This window comes from Novosphingobium jiangmenense (assembly GCF_015694345.1).
Classification (GTDB): Bacteria; Pseudomonadota; Alphaproteobacteria; order Sphingomonadales; family Sphingomonadaceae; genus Novosphingobium; species Novosphingobium jiangmenense.
Map to the genome: position 1 here is coordinate 127941 of NZ_JADQDC010000002.1, position 22547 is coordinate 150487.

Annotated in this window: 10 protein-coding genes and 1 tRNA gene; 6 read left to right on the top strand and 5 right to left on the bottom strand. The window is 65.5% G+C overall.

The genetic code is table 11. The annotated features are described in order from the left end of the window. The first annotated feature begins 34 nt into the window (after nucleotides 1-34). From I2488_RS03180 to I2488_RS03200, 5 genes are all read left to right on the top strand, one after another. Nucleotides 35-1798 carry a ShlB/FhaC/HecB family hemolysin secretion/activation protein gene (locus I2488_RS03180; RefSeq protein ID WP_196274377.1) on the top strand — a complete coding sequence of 588 codons (1764 nt, stop codon included), beginning with the start codon at nucleotides 35-37 and terminating at the stop codon, nucleotides 1796-1798. Next, complete coding sequence (locus I2488_RS03185; RefSeq protein ID WP_196274378.1) at nucleotides 1798-10137, top strand: hypothetical protein; 8340 nt, start codon at nucleotides 1798-1800, stop codon at nucleotides 10135-10137. The genes I2488_RS03180 and I2488_RS03185 overlap by 1 nt, the downstream gene beginning before the upstream one ends. Continuing rightward, a complete protein-coding gene (locus I2488_RS03190) occupies nucleotides 10134-13217 on the top strand; it encodes a CHAT domain-containing protein (RefSeq protein ID WP_343070974.1) in 3084 nt (1027 codons plus the stop codon). The genes I2488_RS03185 and I2488_RS03190 overlap by 4 nt, the downstream gene beginning before the upstream one ends. A 114-nt stretch (nucleotides 13218-13331) precedes the next feature. After that, nucleotides 13332-13655, top strand: a complete 324-nt coding sequence (locus I2488_RS03195) for a hypothetical protein (protein ID WP_196274379.1) — start codon at nucleotides 13332-13334, stop codon at nucleotides 13653-13655. Nucleotides 13656-13751: 96 nt separating this feature from the next. Next, nucleotides 13752-15797, top strand: coding sequence for a hypothetical protein (locus tag I2488_RS03200; RefSeq protein ID WP_196274380.1), 2046 nt, complete (start codon nucleotides 13752-13754; stop codon nucleotides 15795-15797). Nucleotides 15798-15812: 15 nt separating this feature from the next. Here the strand turns inward: I2488_RS03200 and I2488_RS03205 are convergent. Both I2488_RS03205 and I2488_RS03210 read right to left on the bottom strand, forming a co-directional pair. After that, nucleotides 15813-15887: transfer RNA gene (locus I2488_RS03205), tRNA-Asn, on the bottom strand. 80 nt (nucleotides 15888-15967) lie between these two features. Continuing rightward, nucleotides 15968-16747 carry an NAD kinase gene (locus tag I2488_RS03210; RefSeq protein ID WP_196274381.1) on the bottom strand — a complete coding sequence of 260 codons (780 nt, stop codon included), beginning with the start codon at nucleotides 16745-16747 and terminating at the stop codon, nucleotides 15968-15970. A 164-nt stretch (nucleotides 16748-16911) separates the two neighbouring features. On the opposite strand from I2488_RS03210, the gene I2488_RS03215 reads away from it, so the two are divergent. Continuing rightward, on the top strand, nucleotides 16912-18192 hold the full coding sequence (locus I2488_RS03215) for a bifunctional diguanylate cyclase/phosphodiesterase (RefSeq protein WP_246465459.1): 1281 nt from the start codon (nucleotides 16912-16914) through the stop codon (nucleotides 18190-18192). Here I2488_RS03215 and mfd read toward each other — a convergent pair. The 3 genes from mfd to I2488_RS03230 form a co-directional block, all read right to left on the bottom strand. After that, complete coding sequence (mfd, locus tag I2488_RS03220) at nucleotides 18189-21683, bottom strand: transcription-repair coupling factor (RefSeq protein WP_196274382.1); 3495 nt, start codon at nucleotides 21681-21683, stop codon at nucleotides 18189-18191. The two genes, I2488_RS03215 and mfd, sit on opposite strands and share 4 nt — an antisense overlap. 27 nt (nucleotides 21684-21710) lie before the next feature. Further along, on the bottom strand, nucleotides 21711-21992 hold the full coding sequence (locus I2488_RS03225) for an FAD assembly factor SdhE (RefSeq protein ID WP_196274383.1): 282 nt from the start codon (nucleotides 21990-21992) through the stop codon (nucleotides 21711-21713). Nucleotides 21993-22107: 115 nt separating this feature from the next. Then, nucleotides 22108-22494, bottom strand: coding sequence for a host attachment protein (locus I2488_RS03230; RefSeq protein WP_196274384.1), 387 nt, complete (start codon nucleotides 22492-22494; stop codon nucleotides 22108-22110). Nucleotides 22495-22547: the final 53 nt, after the last annotated feature.

Below are 22547 nucleotides of genomic sequence, written 5' to 3' on the forward strand. Positions count from 1 at the left end.
GCGTCGTTGAATTTTCCGACGGGGGCTAATGCAGATGATTTCCAGGTTTTCGGGGCGGAGCGGGCTGCTTTCTGGTGCAGCATGCCTGACGATTCTCGTGCTCGCTTCGACATCCGCGCCTGCCTTGGCTCAGGTCGTACCGAATGGCACTGTCGCTCCACCTTCGCGCGATGAACTGCGCGGGCTGACCGGTCAGGCGCCGACAACCGCGCCGCGACTTTCAATCAAGGGCGAAATCGAACGTTCGCCCTGTCCGCTCGATGATGCGCAATATGCCGACATCAAGGTCAACCTGAGCGAAGTGACCTTCAACAACCTCAAGGAAATCGCGCCCGAAGAACTGGCCAGCACGTGGAAGCCGTTGGTCGGCACGCCCCAGCCGATCTCGATGCTGTGCGAAATCCGTGATGCTGCAGGTACTATGCTGCGCAACAAGGGCTATCTTGCTGCGGTCCAGGTGCCGACCCAGAAGATCGAGGATGGCAAGGTCCGCATGGAAGTAATCTATGCGCGCATCGCCGCCGTGCGTGCCCGGGGCGAAACGCGGGGGGCGGAGAAGAAGCTTCAGCAGTATCTCGGCGAACTCACCGGGGACGAGGTATTCAACCAGAAGCGGGCGGAGCGCTATCTTCTGCTGGCGCGTGACCTGCCCGGCTACAACGTCCAGCTGACCCTGAAGCCGGCCGGGACCGGCGCGGGCGATCTCGTCGCCGAGGTGAGCGTGCTGCGCGAGCCCTACGCGGTGGATTTCACCGTCCAGAACCTCTCCTCCAAGGCGACGGGGCGGTTTGGCGGGCAGTTGCGCGCGCAGGCGTTCGGCCTGACCGGGATGGGCGACGTGACCACCCTGTCCTACTATGCCACTTCGGATTTCTCCGAGCAGCACATCCTGCAGGGGAGCCATGAGTTCCGACCCGGATCGCAGGGGCTAGTTGTCGGTGGCCAGCTCACCTACGCCTGGACCAAGCCCGATGTGGCAGGGCTTCCCGCGAACGTGTCGCTCGATGCCCGGACGCTCTATGCCAGCCTCTATGCGCGCTATCCGCTGGAGCGGTCGCTTGCCCGCAACATCTGGCTGGGTGGCGGCTTCGATCTCGTCAATCAGGACGTCGACCTGATCGCCCCGCTGACGCGCGACAAGATCCGCGTGGCGTGGGCTCGTGTCGATCTCGACGCGGTGGATACCGCCCATGCCAGCCCGAGATGGCGGATGTCCTCGGCGCTGGAGGTACGGCAGGGCCTGGCAATCTTCGGCGCCACGCGTCCCTGCGCAGGTGCGGCATGTGCTACCGCGGTTCCGGCGAGCCGGGCCGACGCCTCACCCACTGCCACCGTGATCCGCTGGCAAGGGGAATACGAGCGGGCGATCGGACGTGTGTCGTTCCTGCTTGCGCCGCGCGCGCAGTATGCCTTCAAGCCACTGTTCAGCTTCGAGGAGTTCTCGGCGGGCAACTTCACCGTTGGCCGCGGCTACGATCCGGGCGAACTGATCGGGGATGACGCCATCGGGACTTCGGCCGAATTGCGCGGGCCGCGCCTGCCATTTGGCAGCAGCCGCAGCGTCCGCATCCAGCCTTTCGTGTTCGGCGACGTGGCCTGGGTCTGGAACAAGGGCGTGTCCGGTTCGGAACGCCTGACTTCGGCAGGCGGCGGCATCCGCTCCGAAATCGGCAGCAGGTTCCGCCTCGATGCGACGCTTGCTGTCCCGCTCGAAAAGGTCGGCCTGCAGGCAAGCCGCTCGAAAGCCCGTTTTCTCGTGACACTGACCACGCGACTGCTGCCGTGGAGGAACTTCTGATGCGCTCGATCCCACTCGCTACCCGCAAGCAGCTGCTGTCGGCGTCCGGCCTTGCTCTGGCCACGGCGCTGGTTGCGGCCGGGCCGGCCTTGCGTGCGCAGTCGTTCCAGGCGACGCCGACGTCCACCTTCGGCTCGGTAACGATCAACACCACCCCGACCACGACCGCGATCACGGTTTCGAGCCCCAGCGCGGTGATCAACTGGACGCCGACCGATACCGCGACGACCGGCGGCCCGATCATCTTCCAGACTTCGGGCACGACCGCGACGTTCACCAACAACCCGGCGGCGAACAGCGACTTCACCGTCCTCAACCGCATCATTCCTTCGGGATCGACGCGCCCGATCCAGTTTGACGGCACGGTCGTTTCGCGTCTGCAATCGGCAGCTGGCGGCCAGACTGCGGGGGGTACGGTTTTCTTCTACAGCCCCGGCGGGATCCTGATCGGGGCGTCATCGGTGTTCGATGTCGGCAATCTGGTGCTGACGACTTCGGACCTCAACTACAACACGACCGACGGCAGCTTCGATACCAGCGGCGCCTACGTGTTCCAGCCCGCCACCGTTGCGGGTTCGCAGATCGTGGTGAGCGCGGGGGCGCAACTCGGTGCGACGACCGATGGCTCGTACATCGCAATGGTTGCGCCGTCCGTTACCAACAACGGCACGATCACCGTAAACGGCTCGGCGGCGCTGGTCGCTGCCGATGCGGCGACGATAACGTTTTCGCCAAGCGGACTGTTCGATATCCAGGTCGATTCCGGAACCAGCGCGACGGGGACGGTCGCGGTGAACAACGGCACGATCACCGGCCCGGCTGCGTCCGGTTCTTCATTCTTCCATCGCATCTACATGGTCGCCGTGCCGAAGAACGACGCGATCACGATGGCGATCGGCGCCGGCAGTTCGCTCGGCTTTGACATTGCGGGTGCTGCCGACGTCAGCGGCAACACCATCGTGCTGTCAGCAGGCAACAACATCATAGGCGGCAGTGCCCAGAATTTTGCGTCGATCGGCGGCGGTTCAGGACTCGCCGAGGTCATCGGCGGCGATGCGGACTTCACTTCGAACCTCGTGGCTCGCACCACCGGGAATTTCGAGCTCGGCTCCGGGAGCAGCGCCGGCCTGGACTTCGCTTCGAATGTCTTTGCCAGCTCCGCGCGCGGTAATGCCAGCGTCTTCGCCAATGCCGGTGGACAGGTGAACTTTGCGGCCAATGTCGATTTCCATGCCGACCAAAGCGGGGCAAGCGCAAGTTTTACCGCATTCGGCGGGCGGGCGCAGCTCTATGCTACCGATGGCGGCACGATCGCTGTGGCAGGCGATGTACTCCTAAGTGCCAGCGCCTACGGCGCACCGGCTATCTCGCCAGGTGCGAACGCGGGAGACGCGCAGGCCGGATTTGCCAAGATCCAAGCGAACAACGGGGGGCAGATCAATATTGGCGGCGACGCTCAACTCGAGGCCATCGGTTTCGGCGGCCAGCCTCAAAGTCCGGGCACTGGTTCTGGCTCCGGAACGGGAGGGACCGCATGGATCCTCTCTACCGGCACAGGCGGATCACAAGTCAACATCCTCGGAGCCGCCAATCTCGACGCATCCGGCCGAGGCTATGACGGCAATGGCTGCGTCACGTGTACGCGGGATGGAGGCAGCGCTTTCGGCGGACTTGCCGCCATCCGGGCGAACGGCGATTCCGCAATAACCATCGGCGGTGCTTCGGTCCTGTCAGCCTACGCAACCGCAGGCCAATCTTCCGCAGGCGCCGGCGGGAACGCTACCGGCGGTCAAGTCAGCATCTTCACTCTCGATGCTGCTCAGATTTCGATGCAGGGCCTCACCGCCCTTGCCGATGCGAGTGGCGGCGGTGGCTCCACCAGCGGCGGCTCGGCGCTTGGTGGCCACATCTCCCTGCTGGCCGGGGCGACCTCCGGAACCGGCATCACGATCAACGGAATGGCCCGTCTCGAGGCTTCTGCCTTGGGCAGCAGCGGCACCGGATCGGCGGGTATTTCGGGATCCGTCAATGGCGGCTCGATCAATCTTCTGGCCGACACCACTGACATCACCATCAACGGCTTGCTCAATGCAACGGCGGCGGCGTCCGGCTCGTTCGGGACAGGAGCAACCCAGGCTGCTACCGGCGGTTTCATATCCGTGGAGGCTCGCAACGGCGGCGTCCTGACGGGTACCGATGGCATTTTGCTGACGGCAAATGCGGTCGGCTCTCCTGCCAGCGGAACAACCCCTGCAGGTGCGGCGACCGGTGGAACGGTGGACGCATTCGCGAATGGTGGCACCATCCAGACCACTGACCTGTTCATGACCGCCAACGGCAACGGCGGTCCTCAATTCGGCTCAGCTGCTGCGGGCGCCGGTACCGGCGGCTTGGCGCGGCTGCGTGTCGCTCCTGCAGGTCAGCTGTCAGCTACCGGAGGTATCTCGGTAGCTGCCACCGGGCGTGGTGGAGATGCCACCGACGGCACCGGCAACGCTGGCAACGGCACGGGCGGTAACGCAGTTATCCAGATGAGCGGCGGAGCCCTCTCGGCAGGAGGCGCCTTCAGCCTTGTTGCCGAAGGCTACGGCGGCGGTGGTGTGACCGCGGGTTCCGGACAGGGCGGCACGGTGAATGCTGCGATCACCGACGCTTCCTTCACGATCAATGGCATATCCTATATCGGCGCAATCGGATCGGGCGGGACCAGCAGCAACTTCTCATCCCCGGGAAGTGCGGGTGCAGCGACGGGCGGGGCGATTTCGTTCAACGCAACGCGCAGCACGGTGCATCTCAGCCAGACCGGGAACGTCACGTTTGAAGCCACCGGCTATGCGGGTGACGGGCAGACGGCGGCGAATGGCGAGGGTGGCAGCATAAGCCTGGCCGCTGGCAGCTCGACTGTGGATTCCACCTCGGGCATCAATCTTTTCTCGGAAGGCGTTGGCAGCAACGGCTTCTTTGGCGGCAGTGGTGGCAACGGCCTTGGCGGAGGCGTCTCGGTCACTGCCGATGCTGCGTTGACGGCTCCGACCGCGATTTCGACTTCGACAATCTCGATCAGCACTGTCGGACGCGGTGGCGCAGGCGCCTTCGCTTCGGCGATTGGCGGCGTCGGTGGCAGTGGCGGTATTGGTCAGGGCGGCACGATAACTCTTAATGCTGCTGTCGATGGCGGTACCATCTCTGTCGGCGACTTGAACGCGAACGCCTCGGGCGTTGGCGGGTTTGGCGCTTCGGGCACCATGAACACTCCTAATGGCGATCAAGGCGGCAACGGCGGGGCGGCGACTGGCGGCCTGATCAATGTCAACTCGATCGCGGCATCGGGGGGCAGCGGCAGTGGCGGATACGAACTGGGCGTCGTTCTGTTCAATGCCGGAGCCATAGGCGGCGCTGGCGGCAGCGGCGGCGAAGGTCCGACTCCGGGCGCAGGTGGCAATGGCGGCGCGGCCAACGGCGGCACGATCAACATGGCGTTCGACCGTGGCGGCAGCAAACTGACCGTCAGTGATGGGCTGAACGTCTCGGCGGATGCGACAGGCGGCAACAGCGGTGATTGCGGGATCACCTGCACCGCCGCCGGCGGCAATGCGCAGGGTGGCTCGATCAATTTCGGTTCGGGCGGAGCCACCACCGGCAATTCGGTTTCGATCGTCGGCGGGCTCAACCTGTCGGCCTTCGCAGTCGGCGGGGGGGCCTACGGCGCTCCAGGTGGAAACGGCACCGGTGGTGTGGCAATCATCCACCTCAATTCCGGACTGGCATTGACTGCCGACAGCGTGAGCGTGTCTGCCACTGGCGAAGGCGGGGACCAGTTTACCGCGCTTGCAGGCGGCAATGGAACTGGCGGCAATGCATCGTTCATTGCCTCGGGCACAAGCTCGGCCACGATTTCCGGTACCATCGGCCTCTACTCGGACGGCACGGGCGGCGATGGCCGCGACGTTGGCGCCAATGGCGGCACCGGCACCGGCGGCATCAGCCGTCTCTACAGCGATGGCGGTACCGTCTCGGTCACCGGCGGTGCTTCAGTGGAAGCCAGCGGCTTCGGTGGCTTCGGGTATCTGGACGGCGCCAGCGGAACCGGCGGCGCCGGAACGGGCGGCCAGGCCCTGCTTACGGTGGGCACGCCTGACGCGATTGGCAACAATGGCAGCATCACTGTCGGTGGTTTCAGCTTTGTCACTGCCGAAGGTACCGGTGGAGACTCCTTCCGGGGCGGAGTCGGCACTGGCGGCTTTGTCGGCATTTCGGCTCGCCAGGGGACACTCTCGCTCGACCAGACCTTCGCCACCGCCGATGGCTTCGGGGGCTATGGCCAGTTCGGCGGAGCAGGCGGCGTCGCCCAGGGCGGCGGCATAGAAGTTTACGCCAACAGCGCCCTTGAAGGTGCCAGCCTTGTCACGATCAACACTCTGACCGCGGATTCGTCGGCGTTTGGCGGGTTTGGTGGCCTTGCTGCGACGCCGACCGGCAACGGCGGCGTGGGCGGCGATGCAACGGCAGGTACGATCGCGATCTTCGGCACGGCCGGAAACGGGCGGATGCAGATCGGCTCGGTCCTGGCCAGCGCGAGCGGCCAGGGCGGTGGCGGCGGCGATGGTCTCGCTGGCGGTTTGGGTGGCAACGGCAACGGCGGCTTCGTCCAGATCGGCACCGCCAGCGGACTCGATACCGGAACCCTGAATACCGGGTCCGGCACCTACGGCAGCATACTGACGATTGCCTCCGGTGTTGGCGGCGATGGTGGCAGCGGTGATGCCTCGACCGGGACAGGCGGTGCAGGCGGCAGTGGCAGGGCCGGCGGTTCGCTGCTGCTTGTGCGGGGCAGTTCGACAACCGTTACCGGAACCGGCAGTTTCAACGCCCATGCGCAAGGCGGCAACGGCGGCAGTGGTGCGACGGTCGGAGCAGGCGGCGACGCTACTGTCGGCGTGAGCACCAATCCGGCGCAGGCGTCGGGTGCCGGGCTCGTCGTGACGAGCCGTTTCCAGCAGCCCTCCCAGAGCGGCAGCCTGACGGCAGGTGATCTGAATTTCAGCGCGATCGCCGCTGGCGGTACAGGATCTGTCGCCGGCGTCGGGACGGTCACTGGCGATGCTGTCGATTTCGAGATGCTGAACAGCAGCTTGAGCGGCACAAACCTGTCGTTCTCGGCCCTTGCCGATGGCGTAACTGCCGGTGCGCTTCCGGACTACATCGCGCTGACCAATTCGACGGCGAACCTTTCCGGCAGCCTGTCGTTCTCGACACCGAACGCTTTCTCGCTGCAGCTCGACCAGTCGAACCTGACGGCTGCAAGCGTGGCGATCGACGCCGGAAACTGGGTGCTTCCTGCCACCGCCCCCGCAAGCTACGGCAGCCTGACCGGGACAAGCTCGGTGAGCCTGTCGTCAGGGCAGGACATCATCGCTTACGCGAACCTTTCCACGCAGGGGACGCTGACGCTTCAGGCGGTCGGGCGCATCTTCCTCGGCTCGTTGTCCGCGCTGGGGGCAGTGGATGTGACGGCGGGCGGATCGCTGACGCTGGGGGATGTTTCCTCAGGGGATTCGATCGACCTGACATCGCAGGCCGTGGCCGCACTTGGCAACATGACGGCCGCCACCTCGATCACGGTCCAGTCGGCCAGCAGCGTCACCACCGGCAACCTTGCGGCCGGAACGGGGACGCCTTCGGGCGCCAACGGCGATCTCAATTCGATCGGGATCACATCGGGCGGCAATGTCCAGACCGGGACGATCTTTGCCGCATCGGATGTGGGGATATCGGCTGCGGGCACCCTGACGACCGGGCTTGTCCGCGCCTACGATACGTTGCTCCTCGCCGGTTCGAGCGCGACGATCGACAGTCTCTCGATCGTGAACCGCACCCTGATCGCCAATGCTTCAATGGCGGCCCTTGGGCAGACGCCGGCCGGGTTCGACAAGGAACTGGTGTTCGCAGCGGCTCCAGTGGCGACGAACGGTCCCATCCAGATTACCAACGCTTCCGGGTCGGGCAGCCTCACCGCTGCTGCGGGAGGCGCATTGACGACTGGCAACATCGCCGTTTCCAACTCCCTGCGACTCTCGGCAGGCGGAAGCGCAACTCTGGGGCAACTCACGGCAGGCTCGGGCACACCGACGGCCGGCGGAGCGGGGCTGATCTCGATCGCATCGTCGGGCAATGTCAGCACCGGCAACCTGACCTCCAGCGGCGACGTCCGCGTTGCCTCAGGCGGTGGCCTGAGCACCGGGACGGTGGTCGGCTACGACGTCCTGCTCGGCTCGGTCGGGGACCTTTCGGTCACGAGCATGAACGTGGTCAACCGGGTGCTGATCGCCAACAGTTCGATGCAGGCGCTGGGCCAGACGGCCAACGGGTTCGACAAGGAACTCGTATTTGCCGCGACGCCGATGGCGCTGACCGGCGCGGTGACGATTTCCAACAACTCCACCGTCGGCACCTTGCGCATTGCTGCGGGGACCACCGTCACGACGGCCAACGTGTTTGCCGCTGGCCGTATCGGCGTGACAGGCAATGGCGCGATGAACTTCGGTTCGCTGCAGTCGCAGAGCGACCGGATCGAAGTGATTTCGCGCAACGGGACCGTTACGGCCAGCGCGCTGCTTTCAAGCTCGGACATTCTGGCAAGCGGTGCGGCTGGACTGACGGTCGGTACTGTCAGGGGCCGCGATCTCGTGCTGCTGTCGAGCGGAAACATCTCGGTACAGACCGCGCTGTCGGGAGCAGTGTTCGATCCGCAGACCAACCAGATCACCAATGCCGTCGGCAGAATGCTGATGGCGAACTCGACGATGCTGCCGGTTACCGGCGCCTTGCCGGGAAGCATCAACTATGCTGGCCTGTTCGCGGCGACGCCGATCAAGACGGACGGCAACATCAATGTCGGCAACGTGGCGGTGGCCGGGCAGATCGTCGGCGCTACTGCCGGGTCGTTCACCGGGGCGGGGATGGCCGGGTTCAGCCGGATCGAAGTGCTGGCCGATGGCCTCGTGACTGTAGGCCGCCGCTGGGGCGGGCCGCAGGTGCGGATCGTCTCGGGTGACATTGCCATCATCGACAACGGCACCGCGACAGGCCCGACCGGACAGCCGATCCTTTCGGGCATCCGCACCAGCGAGACCGGGTTTGTCGATCTCATCTCGACCTCGACCGGCACGGCGCTGATCGGTGACGGGCTGACCGGCTCCGGCTATGCCCTGAGCAACGCCGAGATCGGCCTGATCTCCACCAGCGAACTGACCATCGCCGCGGTTGATCAGCCGAACAACGCCACCGACATGCTGATTGGCAATCTTTCGCTGACCGCGGGCGGAGCAATCGGTTCTTCCAACCTCGCCGGCACGACGGGCCGGATCATCTTCGCCTCGGGCAACCTGCAGACGCAGACCCCCGGCGGCGCGATCCGGGTGACCGGGGCGATCAATGGCACCGGCTTCGGGCAAGGCAACGTGATCGAGTTCACGACCGGACGGTTCGAACTTGACGCGGCGACCGGGTCGATCAATCTGACTTCGGCTAGCCAGTCGGGCGCCACGGCGCCTCTCGGCGGGACGCTTGAGATCAATGCGGCCAACATCCATGTTGCGGCCGGCAGCATCCTCGACAAGCTGGCCGCCGATCCGTTCTATACCGGACGGATTGCCGAGCTGAATGCCCCTGCGGCGGTCCAGCGCCCGGAAGGCGTCATCCGCGCGCTGGGCCTCGACCTTTACCCGACCGGTACGCTCTACATCCAGAACACCGGTACCGTGCTCAACTCTGCCGGTTTCCTTGCCGATGCCGATTTCACGGACGTGACGGCTCCGACCAACGCCACTCCTGGTTCGATCTCCATCGTGGTCAACGGCGCGTTCCAGACGCCGACCGGCATCGTTTCAGGCGTGGCTGCACACGATCTTGTCGTGAATGCTCCGGATGCCGACTTCACGCCGTACACCGCAGACAGCCAGATCAACGGCTGCCTGTTCACGGCAACGGCCTGTTCATCCGCAATGGAAGGGCCCGATACCATCGGCGCCATTTCCGGGCAGATCGAGATCATCTCGAACGAGACGCTCGGCAGCACGCCGACCTTTACCGAGAGCCCGGCCGCGCCGACATCGGATGCGGAGAGCGATGATCCGGCGCAGGAAGAGCAGCAACAACAGCAACAGGCGAGCGAAGGCGAGGAGGCTGCTTCCAGCCCGATCGCGCCGCCGCCCCAGCTGATCGACAGCAGGCCTCTCGAACCGCAATCGCAAGTCGAGCAGCCGGTGGCAGGCAGCGGCAATCCCGCCCTGATCGGATCGGTGGTTAACGAGAACAGCGCGGAAGGAGATGACCAGTGAACGCGCGCATGAAGACACTCCGCAACGGTTCGATGATCGCAGCGCTGCTGGCATCGACCGTCGCTCCGGCGCTTGCCGCCGAGGCACGGCAACCGCTCTCCATCCGCAACTCGTTCCGCGTCGGGACCTCTGGCGTGACCTGCACCGCCCAGAACGCGCCGCTGGACAAGCGCCTGGGGGGCATTTTCGACCGCAGCTATCGCCTAAGCTGCCGCGATGCGGCGGGAGCGGTGGGTAGCCTCATTGCGGTCCGCCGCGATGTGGCAATGGGTGGCGAACCGACGGGTTTGCCGGGCGTCACCTTGGCGTGTGGTGCCGAAGGATCGGTGTCGATCGAGACGCTTGGACGGGTGACGGCAGTCAATTGCCGGGACCAGAGCGCAAATGTTGAATACAAGCGCTATGCCGTGAAGCGCGGCGGCACGACCTACTTCGTCGAGGGGTTGGCGGGCTACGACCCGGCATTGCGCCTCGCGCTGGCCAGCGTGGTAAACGATGCGCCTGTGGCCGGCGAAATCCGCGTTGCGACGACCGAGGTGAGCGATCCGGCGGCCTTCGCGCGCGTGCAGGCGGGGCAGCTTGATCGGCTTGGTGCGCGCGATGAGGGGTACTTGCGCAACAACGGCGGGCGCTTTGCCGAATCCTCTGAGTTCTTCGAAGCGCTGGCAAACCGGGACCGGGCGTCGGGCGGAACAGGGCTTGCCGAAGCTCTGGCCAACCAGGGCCTGCAACAGAGCAACCTTGGCAACTTCACGGCAGCCGATCGCCTGCTGACGCAGGCTGCGGCAGCAATGTCGCGCGGGGATGGCGTGACGCAGCGGCTGATCCGCAACTATCGCGCGATCAACCGGCTGAACCAGCGCAAGCCGGCGGCGGCCTTGAAGGAGCTGGCCAACCCGGTGAACGCGATTGGCGACTCGTTTGACCGTGGCAGCCTTCAGGCAGGCCTGATCAACATGCCGCTGGCGGAGCAGATCAACCGCGAGAGTTCAGCGTTGAAGCGTCTGGGCGCAGTTGATCCCGGCCTGTCGGACACCGAACGTGCCGAAATCCTCGACGCTCAGGCCGACGCTTTGAAAGCGACGGCAGCTCGCCTTCAGGGGCGCTTCGATCAGGCCGTGGCCGGCTTCGAAGGCGCGAGCCGGAGGCTGGAAGCAGTCCGTGGCGGTCGCGTTGCTTCCGCGGGCTGGCTGCGGTCCGAAATCCAGATCGAACTGGCCCTGCTGGCCGAGGCGCAAGGGCGGAAGGCAGACGCCGGTGCCGCGTTCGACCGTGCCATCGCGCTGATCGGTGCTTCGTTCCCGCAATCGCCCGCCCTGCTGGCAACACAGGCGCGCAAGGCGGCGTGGCTGGGCCGGTCCGGCGACGAAGCAGGGGCGCTCGCCCTTTATGGCAAGGTCGTCGAGGACAGCCTGGCCGTGCCAGATGCCGGTACGACCCTGCGCGATCTGCTCGGCCCCTACTTCGGACTGCTCGCCAAGCAGTCCGGCGCAGATGCGGCCAAGGCGACGTTCGCTGCGTCACAGGTCCTGCAGCGGCCGGGCGTGGCGCAGACGCAGGCCGTGCTTGCCCGCCAGATGTCGGAGGGCAATGACGAGGCTGCGGCGCTGTTCCGCCTGTCGCTGGCCCGGACCCGCGACATCGCGCGCACCGAAGCGCTGGTCGAGCAGTTGTCCGCAGTTGCTTCACCCGATCCCAAGCAGGCTGCGGCCTTGCAATCGGCACAGGACAATCTGGCTTCGCTGCGCCGCGACCAGACCGCGCTGGTCAGCAAGCTCGCGGCATTCCCGCGCTACAACGTGCTGGCGCCGCGCAGCGTGGAACTGGCGGAACTGCAATCGGCGCTGAAGAGCGGGGAGTCCTATTACAAGCTGATGCTTGTGGGCGACCGCGTCTATGGCCTGTTTGCCACCGCGAGCGATGCCCGCGTCGTCGATCTTGGCATAACCCCTGCCGAAATGGCGAAGCAGGTGCAGGAGATCCGCGATACGATCGTGAAGGTCGAGAACGGGCAGCAGGTCAACTATCCGTTCGATCTCGACAAGTCGCGCGCGCTTTACAAGACGCTGTTCGGCCCGGTCGAGGACATGCTGCCGGCAACCCGGCATCTGATCTTCGAGCCGGACGGTGCGATGCTGCAGTTGCCACCGACTGTGCTGGTCACCGGAGACAAAGGCATTGCCGCCTACAAGAAGCGGATGGAAAGCCCGGATGGCGATCCGTTCGACTTTACCGGGGTGGAGTGGCTGGGGCGCGGCCGCGAAGTGTCGATCGCGGTCAGTCCGCGCGGCTTCCTCGACATCCGCAAGCTGGCAGCCTCAGGCGCGCCGCGGAACTACCTGGGGCTTGGCCACAATGCCAAGCCCACCGCCCGCCCGATGGCTGCCGTTGCGGACGAGTGCGATTGGCCGCTGGCGACCTGGCAGAACCCGATCTCGGCGGACGAGCTGTTCTTCGCGCAGAAGAAGCTGGCTCTGGGCGGGAGTGCGGTGAAGACCGACGCCCAGTTCAGCGACAGCGCGCTGTTGAGCGAGAGCGACCTCGATCAGTACCGGGTGCTGCACTTTGCCACCCACGGTCTCGTCACCGCGCCGCGCGCCGATTGTCCGGCACGTCCGGCGCTGGTCACGAGCTTCGGGGACATGGGGTCGGACGGATTGCTGAGCTTCCGCGAGATTTTCGACCTCAAGCTCAACGCCGATCTCGTGATCCTTTCCGCCTGCGACACGGCGGGGATGGCGACCGTGGCAGCAAGCCGCGAGGCGGGGGTGACCACGGGCGGCAACTATGCCCTCGACGGGCTGGTGCGTGCTTTCGTCGGCGCGGGCGCGCGCTCGGTCATTGCCAGCCACTGGCCGGTTCCTGACGATTTCGACGCAACAAAGAGGCTGATCGGCGGGGTGATCGATTCCCGCCCCGGACAGGAGCTCGCCAATGCGCTGGAGGGCGCGCAGGAGAACCTGATGGACGATCCCAATACGTCGCATCCGTTCTACTGGGCGGCGTTCATCATCGTTGGCGACGGAGCCAAGCCGCTTGTCGCCGGGAAGGCCGCAATGACCAGCCAGGCTTCCCGGTAACGGGTGCTTTCAGGTGCGCTAAGTAGAGGCCCGCAGGTGCTGCCTGCGGGCTGAACTTTGCGGTTAACGCGCCGTCCTCCGTCATGTCTGAATGACAGCGATCGGAGATGCGCAATGTGGCTCAACCATGACGGCGTGACAGGGCAGGGGCCTTGGGTTGCAGGCGTTCCTTCCGGGCCGATCGTTGCAGGGTATCGGCGCGGCGTCTTTCGCGCGAAGGTTAATGCCTGTGAGCTGACCCGCACGCATGCGCAGATCGAGTGCCTTGAGAACCCTCCTGCCGGTACGACGGTCTGGCTGAAGCTTCATGGTCTGGAAGCCCGCGCCGCCGTGGTCGAGGACAGCGCTGCATTCCGGATGCGCGTGCGCTTTGCCGAGCCGTTCCATCCTGCGGTGCTGGACGCGATCCTTGGCGGAACCTTGCTGCGTTTCCACTGATCGCGGCGCAGGCCTGTTCAGTGATGGTCAAGGCGAAATGGCGGACCTGACGACCGGGGCGTGACCGGACTCCGGTCGATCTGGTAGGGTTCGCCGATGGCACAGAGGCAAGATCACGCAGACGAGGGCGAGCGCCAAGGCCTGCAATGGAGCCGAAGAGCCGCCCTGTCTGCCCTGCTGGCGAGTGCCGCAGCGCCGGGCGCCATGCCCTTGCTGGCTGCGCCCGGGGCACCGAACAAGGTGCGCAATGCGTTCGACGCGATGGAACAGGCAAGCCGCTCCTCCGCCGGAGCGGCGCCTGTCGTCGTTGCTCCGGGCCAGCGCTGGAACGGGATTGCCGGGAGCGGCTATGCCGAGCCACCGCAAGATCCGGCGAGGATCACGGCAAAGCCCGCGTTGCGGCTGCTGGTGCCACCGCATCAGGTCTACACCGACAGCCTGATCATTGGCGTGATGGCAGGGGCGAACGATCGCGGGGACTGCCTGACCAACCTTGGCCTCAAAGCGGTGGAAGCGCACTGCGAAGGGGCTGTGGCAGTGATCGCCGCGCCGACGCTGCGCCGATACATCGACGTCAACGGCCGCGAGCAGACTGCCTTCGGGTGGTGGGCCGATCTGCGCAACGACGGTCGGCAGCGCGCGGAAAGCCTGCAGGGCGGGGTCGACATCTACTTCAAGGCGATACCGCGCGATCCTTCGATGCAGGCGAGGGTCATCGGGCCCTATCGCTTCCATCCGCGCAGAACGCTTTACGATGTCGAACTTACCGTGGCGCCGTCGCGCAAGGCGATCCCCGGATCGCGCTATGCGTCGCTGCGGGATGCGGCCGACTACATTCGCAAGGGCGGCTATCAGTTCGCCCATATCACGCTGGTCGAGCGTGGTGTGCATGAATGGGCTGCGCTTGATGCGACGTGCCATACGCTCGGCTACACTGTGGTGGATGCAAGCGTGGCTGCGACCATCGGAAGAGCATCGCTGCCATCCGGTCAGCGCGGATTCGATGGGGCGAGCCTGGTCAGGCCGCGCCTTGAGCCGATCTGCTTTCGCGGCGGCAACCTGACGCTGGACCTGCGCAATGTGTTCCAGATCTACCACGAGCGTCCGGACAACCGGCAGCACTGGCTCGATGGTTGCGTGCTGACCAACAGCGATCCTGCCGGGCGCGGCGCGCTGTGGCGTAAAAGCGTAAGGCCAGTCGCGCAGGTGGTGCGCGACTGGCCATACTTCACCGAGGTTTCCGCATCGCGCGTTCTCAACGCGATGGTCCAGAGCTCGCTCGCCCGGTGCTGCGTGCTTCAGCAAGGCGGGTGGGACGTGTTTACCGAAAGCCTGTGCGTCTATGGCAACCGGGTTGACGATTGGGACAGTTCGGAGGACTGGACCCTCTATCGCCCCGCCTTCACGGCAAGCTATCGCGGCGCGGGGCGGGCGACGCTGGAGTGCAGCGGGCTCAACATGGCGCGCAAACGGGTGTTCACCGCCAGGATCGACGGCAGCCCGGTGGGGACATTCGTGACCGGCAATGGCGACGATACGTTTGGAGCGGGGGAGGCTTACAACTTCGCGGGTGTCGTCGCGTGGCTCAACGGGCTGGCCGGCTGGTCTGCCCGGCTGATCGACGACCGTTACCTTGCGGCATCATGCCAGGCGGAGGGGACGATCGGACCGTGGGGGCCGGTAGCGGTGGGAAGCGCGCCGCTGAGCGTCTGCTCCTACTTCGACATCCATTCCGATTTCTATCAGAAGAACGACACCGGCGTGCTCAAGGAGAACGTCGTGATCATGGACAATGTCGGCACCGACCTTGTGACGCAGGACCTGTTCTTCAAAGGCAGCGGGGGATGTGCGGACTTCTTCGCAGTCAACAACCGGTTCGCGAACAAGGACCGCAGCGGCCGGTCAAACAATCACCGCCACATTGCCAGCCAGCTGACCAACGGCCAGAGCCACGTCGTGGTCGCCTACAACGTCCTTGTCCGCCAGAGCATCGTCATCAGGGGCGATCTGGGCTCGACCGAGCTCGACGACTATTGCCTGATCGCGAACAACCTGACGCGCGGTGTCAGCTGGCGCGGAACCCCGCGGGGGCGGGGAGTGCTGCGCGACAACGCTCCACCCAAGGCGGACGAGGAGCTTTGATTTTGTTGGAAGAAGTGGCTCCCTGAGTAGGATTCGAACCTACGGCCGCTCGATTAACAGTCGAGAGCTCTACCGCTGAGCTATCAGGGAGCAGCCCCAGTTCCCCGGGGCAGGAGCGCGCTAATAACAGGCGATTCCGGTTTGGCAAGCACCTGTTTCGAGATTTTTGCTCAGACCATGAATTGCTCGGCGAAGATGCGGTCTTCGAGGCTCTGGCCACGGTCGAACATCAGGGTCAGGCGGTGCTCCGGCCAGGCCTTTACGCGCACTTCGCGCACGTCGCGGACTTCCTTCTGGTCGGCGACCACGAGGACGGGGCGCTTTACCGATTCGAGCGCCTTGAACACGATCTCGTAGGTGTCGGGCAGAATCGCCCCACGCCAGCGCCGCGGCCGGAAGGGGCTGATCGGGGTAAGCGCGAGCATGTTGGACGACAGCGGCAGGATCGGGCCGTTCGCGGAGAGGTTGTAGGCGGTCGATCCGGCGGGGGTTGCCACCAGCACGCCGTCGCAAGCGAGTTCGGGCATGCGCACCTTGCCGTTGACGCTGACCTCGAGCTTCGCCGTCTGGCGGGTTTCGCGCAGGATGGAGACTTCGTTGATCGCGCAGACCGAGTGTTCCTCGCCGGTGTTGGTCACCGCCGTCATCCGCAGTGGCGAAACCGAGATCTGCGTCGCCTTGGCAAGCCGCTCCTCGATGCCGCGGCTTGAGCGATACTTGTTCATCAGGAAGCCGACGGTGCCGAGATTGAGGCCGAAGGCAGGGACCACATGGTCGATATCGAGCATGGTGTGCAGCGTCTGCAGCATGAAGCCATCGCCGCCAATGACCACGGCGGCGTCAGCTTTCTCGAGTGCAACCCACTCGCGGCTTTTCAACAGCGTGTCATAGGCGTCCTGCGCACGCTCGCTGGGCGACGCCAGCAGGGCCAGGCGGGTGAAATCCGGCATCGTTGTTCAGGCCCCCATCGGACGCGGCAAATCGCTTCGCTCCGGAGATATTGGGCAGACCGCAGTGGCGCAATGCACAAAAGCATAGCAGCGGCTGTCGAGCCGACGCGGGTGAGCCGATACAGGGAACGCTTTGGCAAGGTTCGCGTGCTAGGCGGAAGAGGATGCCCCACCGTTTGACCATGCCGGAAGCCGATCTTGGCCGGGATAGCCTGACGGGTCTTCCGGGCATGGCAGCGGCAACATCATGGCTGGAGCGCCACGAGCCGGGCTTCATCCACGCCATGCTGGTCGGACTGCACCGGCTGAGTTCGGTCAATCTCGCTTACGGGCAGGCGGGAGGCGACGTGGCGCTGGCGGAGATCGGGCGGCGGATCGCCGATTTTGCGGTGGAAGAGCTTGGCCCCGATGCGCTTGTCGCGCGGGTCGGCGGCGGGGAGTTCCTGATTGCCAGCAGTGGTTCGATCAGCCGCGAACGCTGGCAGTGGCTGGCCGAAGCGCTGACGCGTCGGATTTCGCGCGCCCTGACGGTGCGGGGCGAGGTGCTGCATCTCGTGCCGCGCACTGCGCTGCTGCGCGGCGTGCCGGACGAGGCCGGGGCGGCGATCATCGACAGGCTGGACCAGGCGCTCGGCACTGCGCAGCAGCAGGTGGGTCGGCGGATACTCTGGGCGGATGGTTCGCATCGAGCGCGGGGGCGCAGCGCGGCAAGGCTTGAAGCCGATCTGATCGGGGCGATGGCGCGTGACGAGATCGAGATCGTGTTCCAACCGCAGTATCGGGTTGCCGACGGAGTGCTGGTCGGCGTCGAAGCACTGGCGCGCTGGAACCATGCACAGCTTGGACGCATCGGCGCTGAGACCCTGTTCTCCATTGCCGAGCGCGGGGATCATGTGGCGCAACTCTCGCGCCATATTGCGCGCAAGGCGCTATCGCTGGCGAAGGATTGGGCCGATCTGTCGCTATCCTTGAACGTTACAGCTCAGGATCTTGCGAGCGATTCCTTTGCGAGCGAGTTCCGCGAACTGCTGGACGAGATCGGGTTTGCGCCAGACCGGCTGACCCTGGAGGTTACCGAACACGCCCTTGTCGGAGACTTCGGGCGATCTGCAGCAGCACTGGCCCTGCTGGCTTCAGCGGGCGTGCGCATCGCGCTCGACGATTTCGGCACGGGCTATGCAAACTTCCGCACGCTGAAGGCGCTGCCGCTCGATACGATCAAGCTCGACGCTTCGATGATCCGCGACGTGGACAGCGATCCGCGTGACCGGGCGATCCTGACGGCCATCGTGGCGATGGCGCAGGCCCTGGGGTTGAAGATCGTGTGCGAGGGGGTGGAGCGGGAAAGCCAGCTTGCCGTCCTGCAGGCGGAAGGCTGCGATACGTTTCAGGGCTTTCTCCGATCCGGGCCGATCAGCGCGGCAGGGATCGCAGCGCTTCTCTAAGCCACTTTCTTCGCCCGCTTGACGATGGCTGCCAAGCCCTTGGTCAGTTGCACCAGACCGTTGAGGCGCCCTTCTGCAGTACCCCAGGCGCGGGTAATCACGAGCTTGTTGTCGGGGCGCAACTTGGCGACGCCGTTGAGGCGCTCGACATAGCCGATCAGGCCCATCGGATCGGGGAACTGGTCCTTGTGGAAGCTGACCAGCGCGCCCTTGGGGCCGACGTCGATCTTGGCGATGTTGGCGGCGATGGCCTGCCGCTTGACCTCGATCAGGCGCAGCAGGTTCTGCGTCGGACCGGGGAGGGGGCCGAAGCGGTCGATCATCTCGGCGGCCAGTGCTTCCACCGCATCGGGGCCTTCGGCGTCGTTCATGCGGCGGTAGAGCGCCATGCGCACGGCGAGATCGGGCACGTAATCCTCGGGGATCATGATCGGCGCATCGAGCGTGATCTGCGGGCTCAGCGCCTCGCGCTCGCGCGCAAGGCCGATGTCCCCAGCCTTGGCCGCGAGAATCGCGTCTTCGAGCATCGACTGGTAGAGTTCGAAGCCGACTTCCTTGATATGGCCGGACTGTTCGTCGCCCAGCAGGTTGCCGGCGCCGCGAATGTCGAGATCGTGGCTGGCAAGCTGGAAGCCCGCGCCGAGGCTGTCGAGATCGCCGAGCACCTTGAGGCGCTTTTCCGCGACTTCGGACAGGGCCATGTCCTCCGGCACGGTGAGATAGGCGTAAGCGCGGATCTTGCCGCGACCGACGCGTCCGCGCAGCTGGTAGAGCTGGGCCAAGCCGAAGCGGTCGGCGCGGTGGATGACGATGGTGTTGGCCGAGGGAATGTCGATGCCGCTTTCGACGATGGTGGTCGAAAGCAGGACCTCGTACTTCTTTTCATAGAACGCGCCCATGCGGTCCTCGACCTCGGTCGGGCTCATCTGGCCGTGCGCGGTGACGAAGCGGACTTCGGGGACGTTGAGGCGCAGCCATTCCTCGAGATCGGGCATGTCGGCAATGCGGGGGACGACGATGAAGCTCTGCCCGCCGCGCTGGTGTTCGCGCAGCAGCGCCTCGCGCATCACCATGTCGTCCCACGGCATGACATAGGTGCGTACGGCGAGGCGGTCGACCGGCGGGGTCTGGATCGTGGACAGCTCGCGCAGGCCCGACATTGCCATCTGCAGAGTGCGGGGGATCGGCGTGGCGGTGAGGGTGAGGACGTGGACGTCCGCCTTCAGCTCCTTGAGCTTTTCCTTGTGGGTCACGCCAAAGCGCTGTTCCTCGTCGACGATGACGAGGCCGAGGCGCTTGAACTCCACCGACTTGGACAGGAGGGCGTGGGTGCCGATGACGATATCGACCTTGCCGCTGGCAAGGCCTGCCTTTGTCTCTGCAGCTTCCTTGGCAGGGACGAGGCGCGAGAGGCGGCCGATTTCGAGCGGGAAACCGTTGAAGCGTTCGACGAAGTTCGCGTAGTGCTGGCGCGCGAGCAGCGTGGTCGGGGCAATGACGGCAACCTGCACGCCCTGCATGGCCGCGACGAAGGCGGCGCGCAGGGCAACCTCGGTCTTGCCGAAGCCGACATCGCCGCAGACGAGGCGGTCCATCGGCTTGCCTTCCGACATGTCGCCCAGAACATCATCAATCGCGCGTTCCTGGTCCTCGGTCTCGTCCCATGGGAAGCGGTCGACGAAGGGGCCGTAGCTGGCGGGGTCCACCGGCAGTACCGTGCCCTGGCGCAAAGCGCGCTGGGCGGCGGTGGCCATGAGATGGCCGGCCATTTCCAGAATGCGCTCACGCATGCGCGCCTTGCGGCGCTGCCAGGCTTCACCGCCGAGCTTGTCGAGCGCAACGCCTTCGGCATCGGAGCCATAGCGCGAAAGGACGTCGAGATTTTCGACCGGGATGTAGAGCTTGTCGCCGCCCGAGTATTCGAGCTGGACGCAATCGTGCGGGGAATCTCCCACGCCGATCGCTTCGAGGCCGAGGTAGCGGCCGATGCCGTGGTCCATGTGGACGACGAGATCGCCGGGGGTGAGCGCGGAGAGTTCGGCAAGGAACGCGTCGGCGTCCTTGCGCTTCTTCTTGCGGCGGACAAGGCGGTCGCCAAGGATGTCCTGCTCGGTCAGCAGTTCCAGATCGTCGTTGGCGAAGCCCTGTTCGAGCGGGAGGACGACTGCGGCGGGTTTGCCGGATGCGGCGAGGCCGAGGGCTTCCTGCCAGGTTTCGGCCATCTGGGGTGTGAATTTGCCCGCCTCGGCCAGCAACGACGCGAGGCGTGAGCGGGAGCCTGCGGTGTAGGCAGCGATGATCGGCTTCTTGCCGCGCGTGCCCAGTGCCGAAATGTACTTGGCAGCAGCTTCGTAGATGTTGGTGCCGCCTGAGGTGGCTGCGGCGCGCTCGGGCGTGAAATCGTGGCTGGAGCTGAAGCCGAAGTCCACGACCTGCTTCGATTCCGGCTCGGCGAAGATGGTGGTGCGGTGGACCGGCCAGCCTGCGAGCGCGCGGTCGAACTCGTCGCGTGACAGGTAAAGCGCGGTTTCGGACAGCGGACGGTAGCTGCCGGGGGCCTTGGACGAGGAATCGAGGCGCGACTGGTGGTAGTCGGCGATATCGGCGACGCGCTGTTCGGCGGCCTTGATCGCGGTCGTGTCGATCAGGACGAGGTCGTCTTCGGCCAGATGGTCGAACAGCGTGGCAAGGCGGTCTTCGAACAGCGGCAGCCAATGCTCCATGCCGGCAAGGCGGCGGCCGTCGGTGATCGCCTGATAGAGCGGGTCGCCGGTGGCGTTGGCGCCGAACAATTCGCGATAGCGGCTGCGGAAGCGCTTGATGCTGTCGTCGTCGAGCAGGGCCTCGCTGGCGGGTAGCAGCAGGTGGGTCTCGACCGGCTGCACCGAACGCTGCGTGTTCGGATCGAACAGGCGCAGGGTTTCGAGTTCGTCGCCGAAGAAATCGAGGCGCAGGCCGTGATCGAGGCCGGAGGGGTAGATGTCGAAGACGGAGCCGCGCACGGCGTATTCACCGGCATCGACCACCGTATCGGTGCGCGAATAGCCCTGTCGCTGCAGGAGCGCGATCAGGCTCTCGCGGCCGATCTCGGTGCCGGGAGAGAGCAGGCGGGTGGATTCGCGGATGCGGAAAGGCGTCAGGACGCGCTGGAGCGCGGCGTTGATCGTCGTGACGAAAAGCTGCGGGCCGGACCGCTTGCGCTGCAGGCGCTGAAGTGCGGCGAGGCGGCGGGCGCTTACTGACAGCGCGGGTGAGGCTCGGTCGAACGGCAGGCAGTCCCATGCCGGGAAGTCGATGACCTCGAGGTCGGGTGCGAAGAAGGCGGCGCTTTCGACGATCGCGCGCATCGCGGCTTCATCGGGCGCGATGAAGATGGCGCGGCCTTTCGCGGCGCGGGCGAGATCGGCCAGCACGAGCGGCTGTGCTCCGCGCGCGACGGAGGACAGGGTGAGCGGTGTCTTGGCCGAGAGGATGCGAGCGAGATCGGACATGGCAGGCTTAACGCGCGAAGCTCGAAATCAGCGCGGGATTTCGACGTAATCGAGCTTGCGCATGGCGTCCATCATCGGCCCCTCGTACTTCGCAGGGACAGGCTGGGTGCCGAGAGCCCACGCCATGATCTCGACATCGTCTTCCTCGATCAGCTCTTCGAACCAGGCGACTTGCTCGGGCGTCCACGACGCGTGATAGCGGTCGAAGTAGCAGCCGATCATGTAATCGGCCTCGCGCGTGCCGCGATGCCAGGCGCGGAAGTGGATGCGGCGGAGGCTTTCAGGCGTGGCGGGGGCGGGCTCGGTCATGGCTTGCCGTTAGGCTGATCGGCCCGGCGAAACAAGGGTGCAGGCCCCATGCCAAAGGGCATCCCGGCGCCGTCCTTCCCCCGCGCCGGAATGCCCCATCGCTTGACCGCGCGCGTTACTTGCCCCGCAGCGCCGCGATGATGTCGTTCGGTTGACGACCGACCATGTCCTTGGCCAGTTCCTTGATCATGGCGTGCTGGGTCGCCTTGCTGAGCGCGTGGCGCAGTTCGCCCAGTGCGCGGGGCGGGGCGATCAGCACGATCTGGGCGATCTTGTGCGCCTGCACCTGCCGGTTGAGCCAATCGGCCACGGCAGCGCAATGGGCGGTCTCGTCCTGCTGGTGAGGCGATGCGTGGCTGCCGCCGCTGGAATGGTTGTGTTCGACGAGCGCGGGGGTTTCCATCACCGCCAGTTCGGGCGCGGCTTCGGTCCCGGCGTTGCGGTAGAGTTCCCATGCCTTGCCATCGACGACGGCAATGACGGTTCCGTGTGGGATCAGCATCTGAGGCTCCTGTTCTCGTTGACTGCGAGAGGACTCAAGCACCGGGAAGCAGG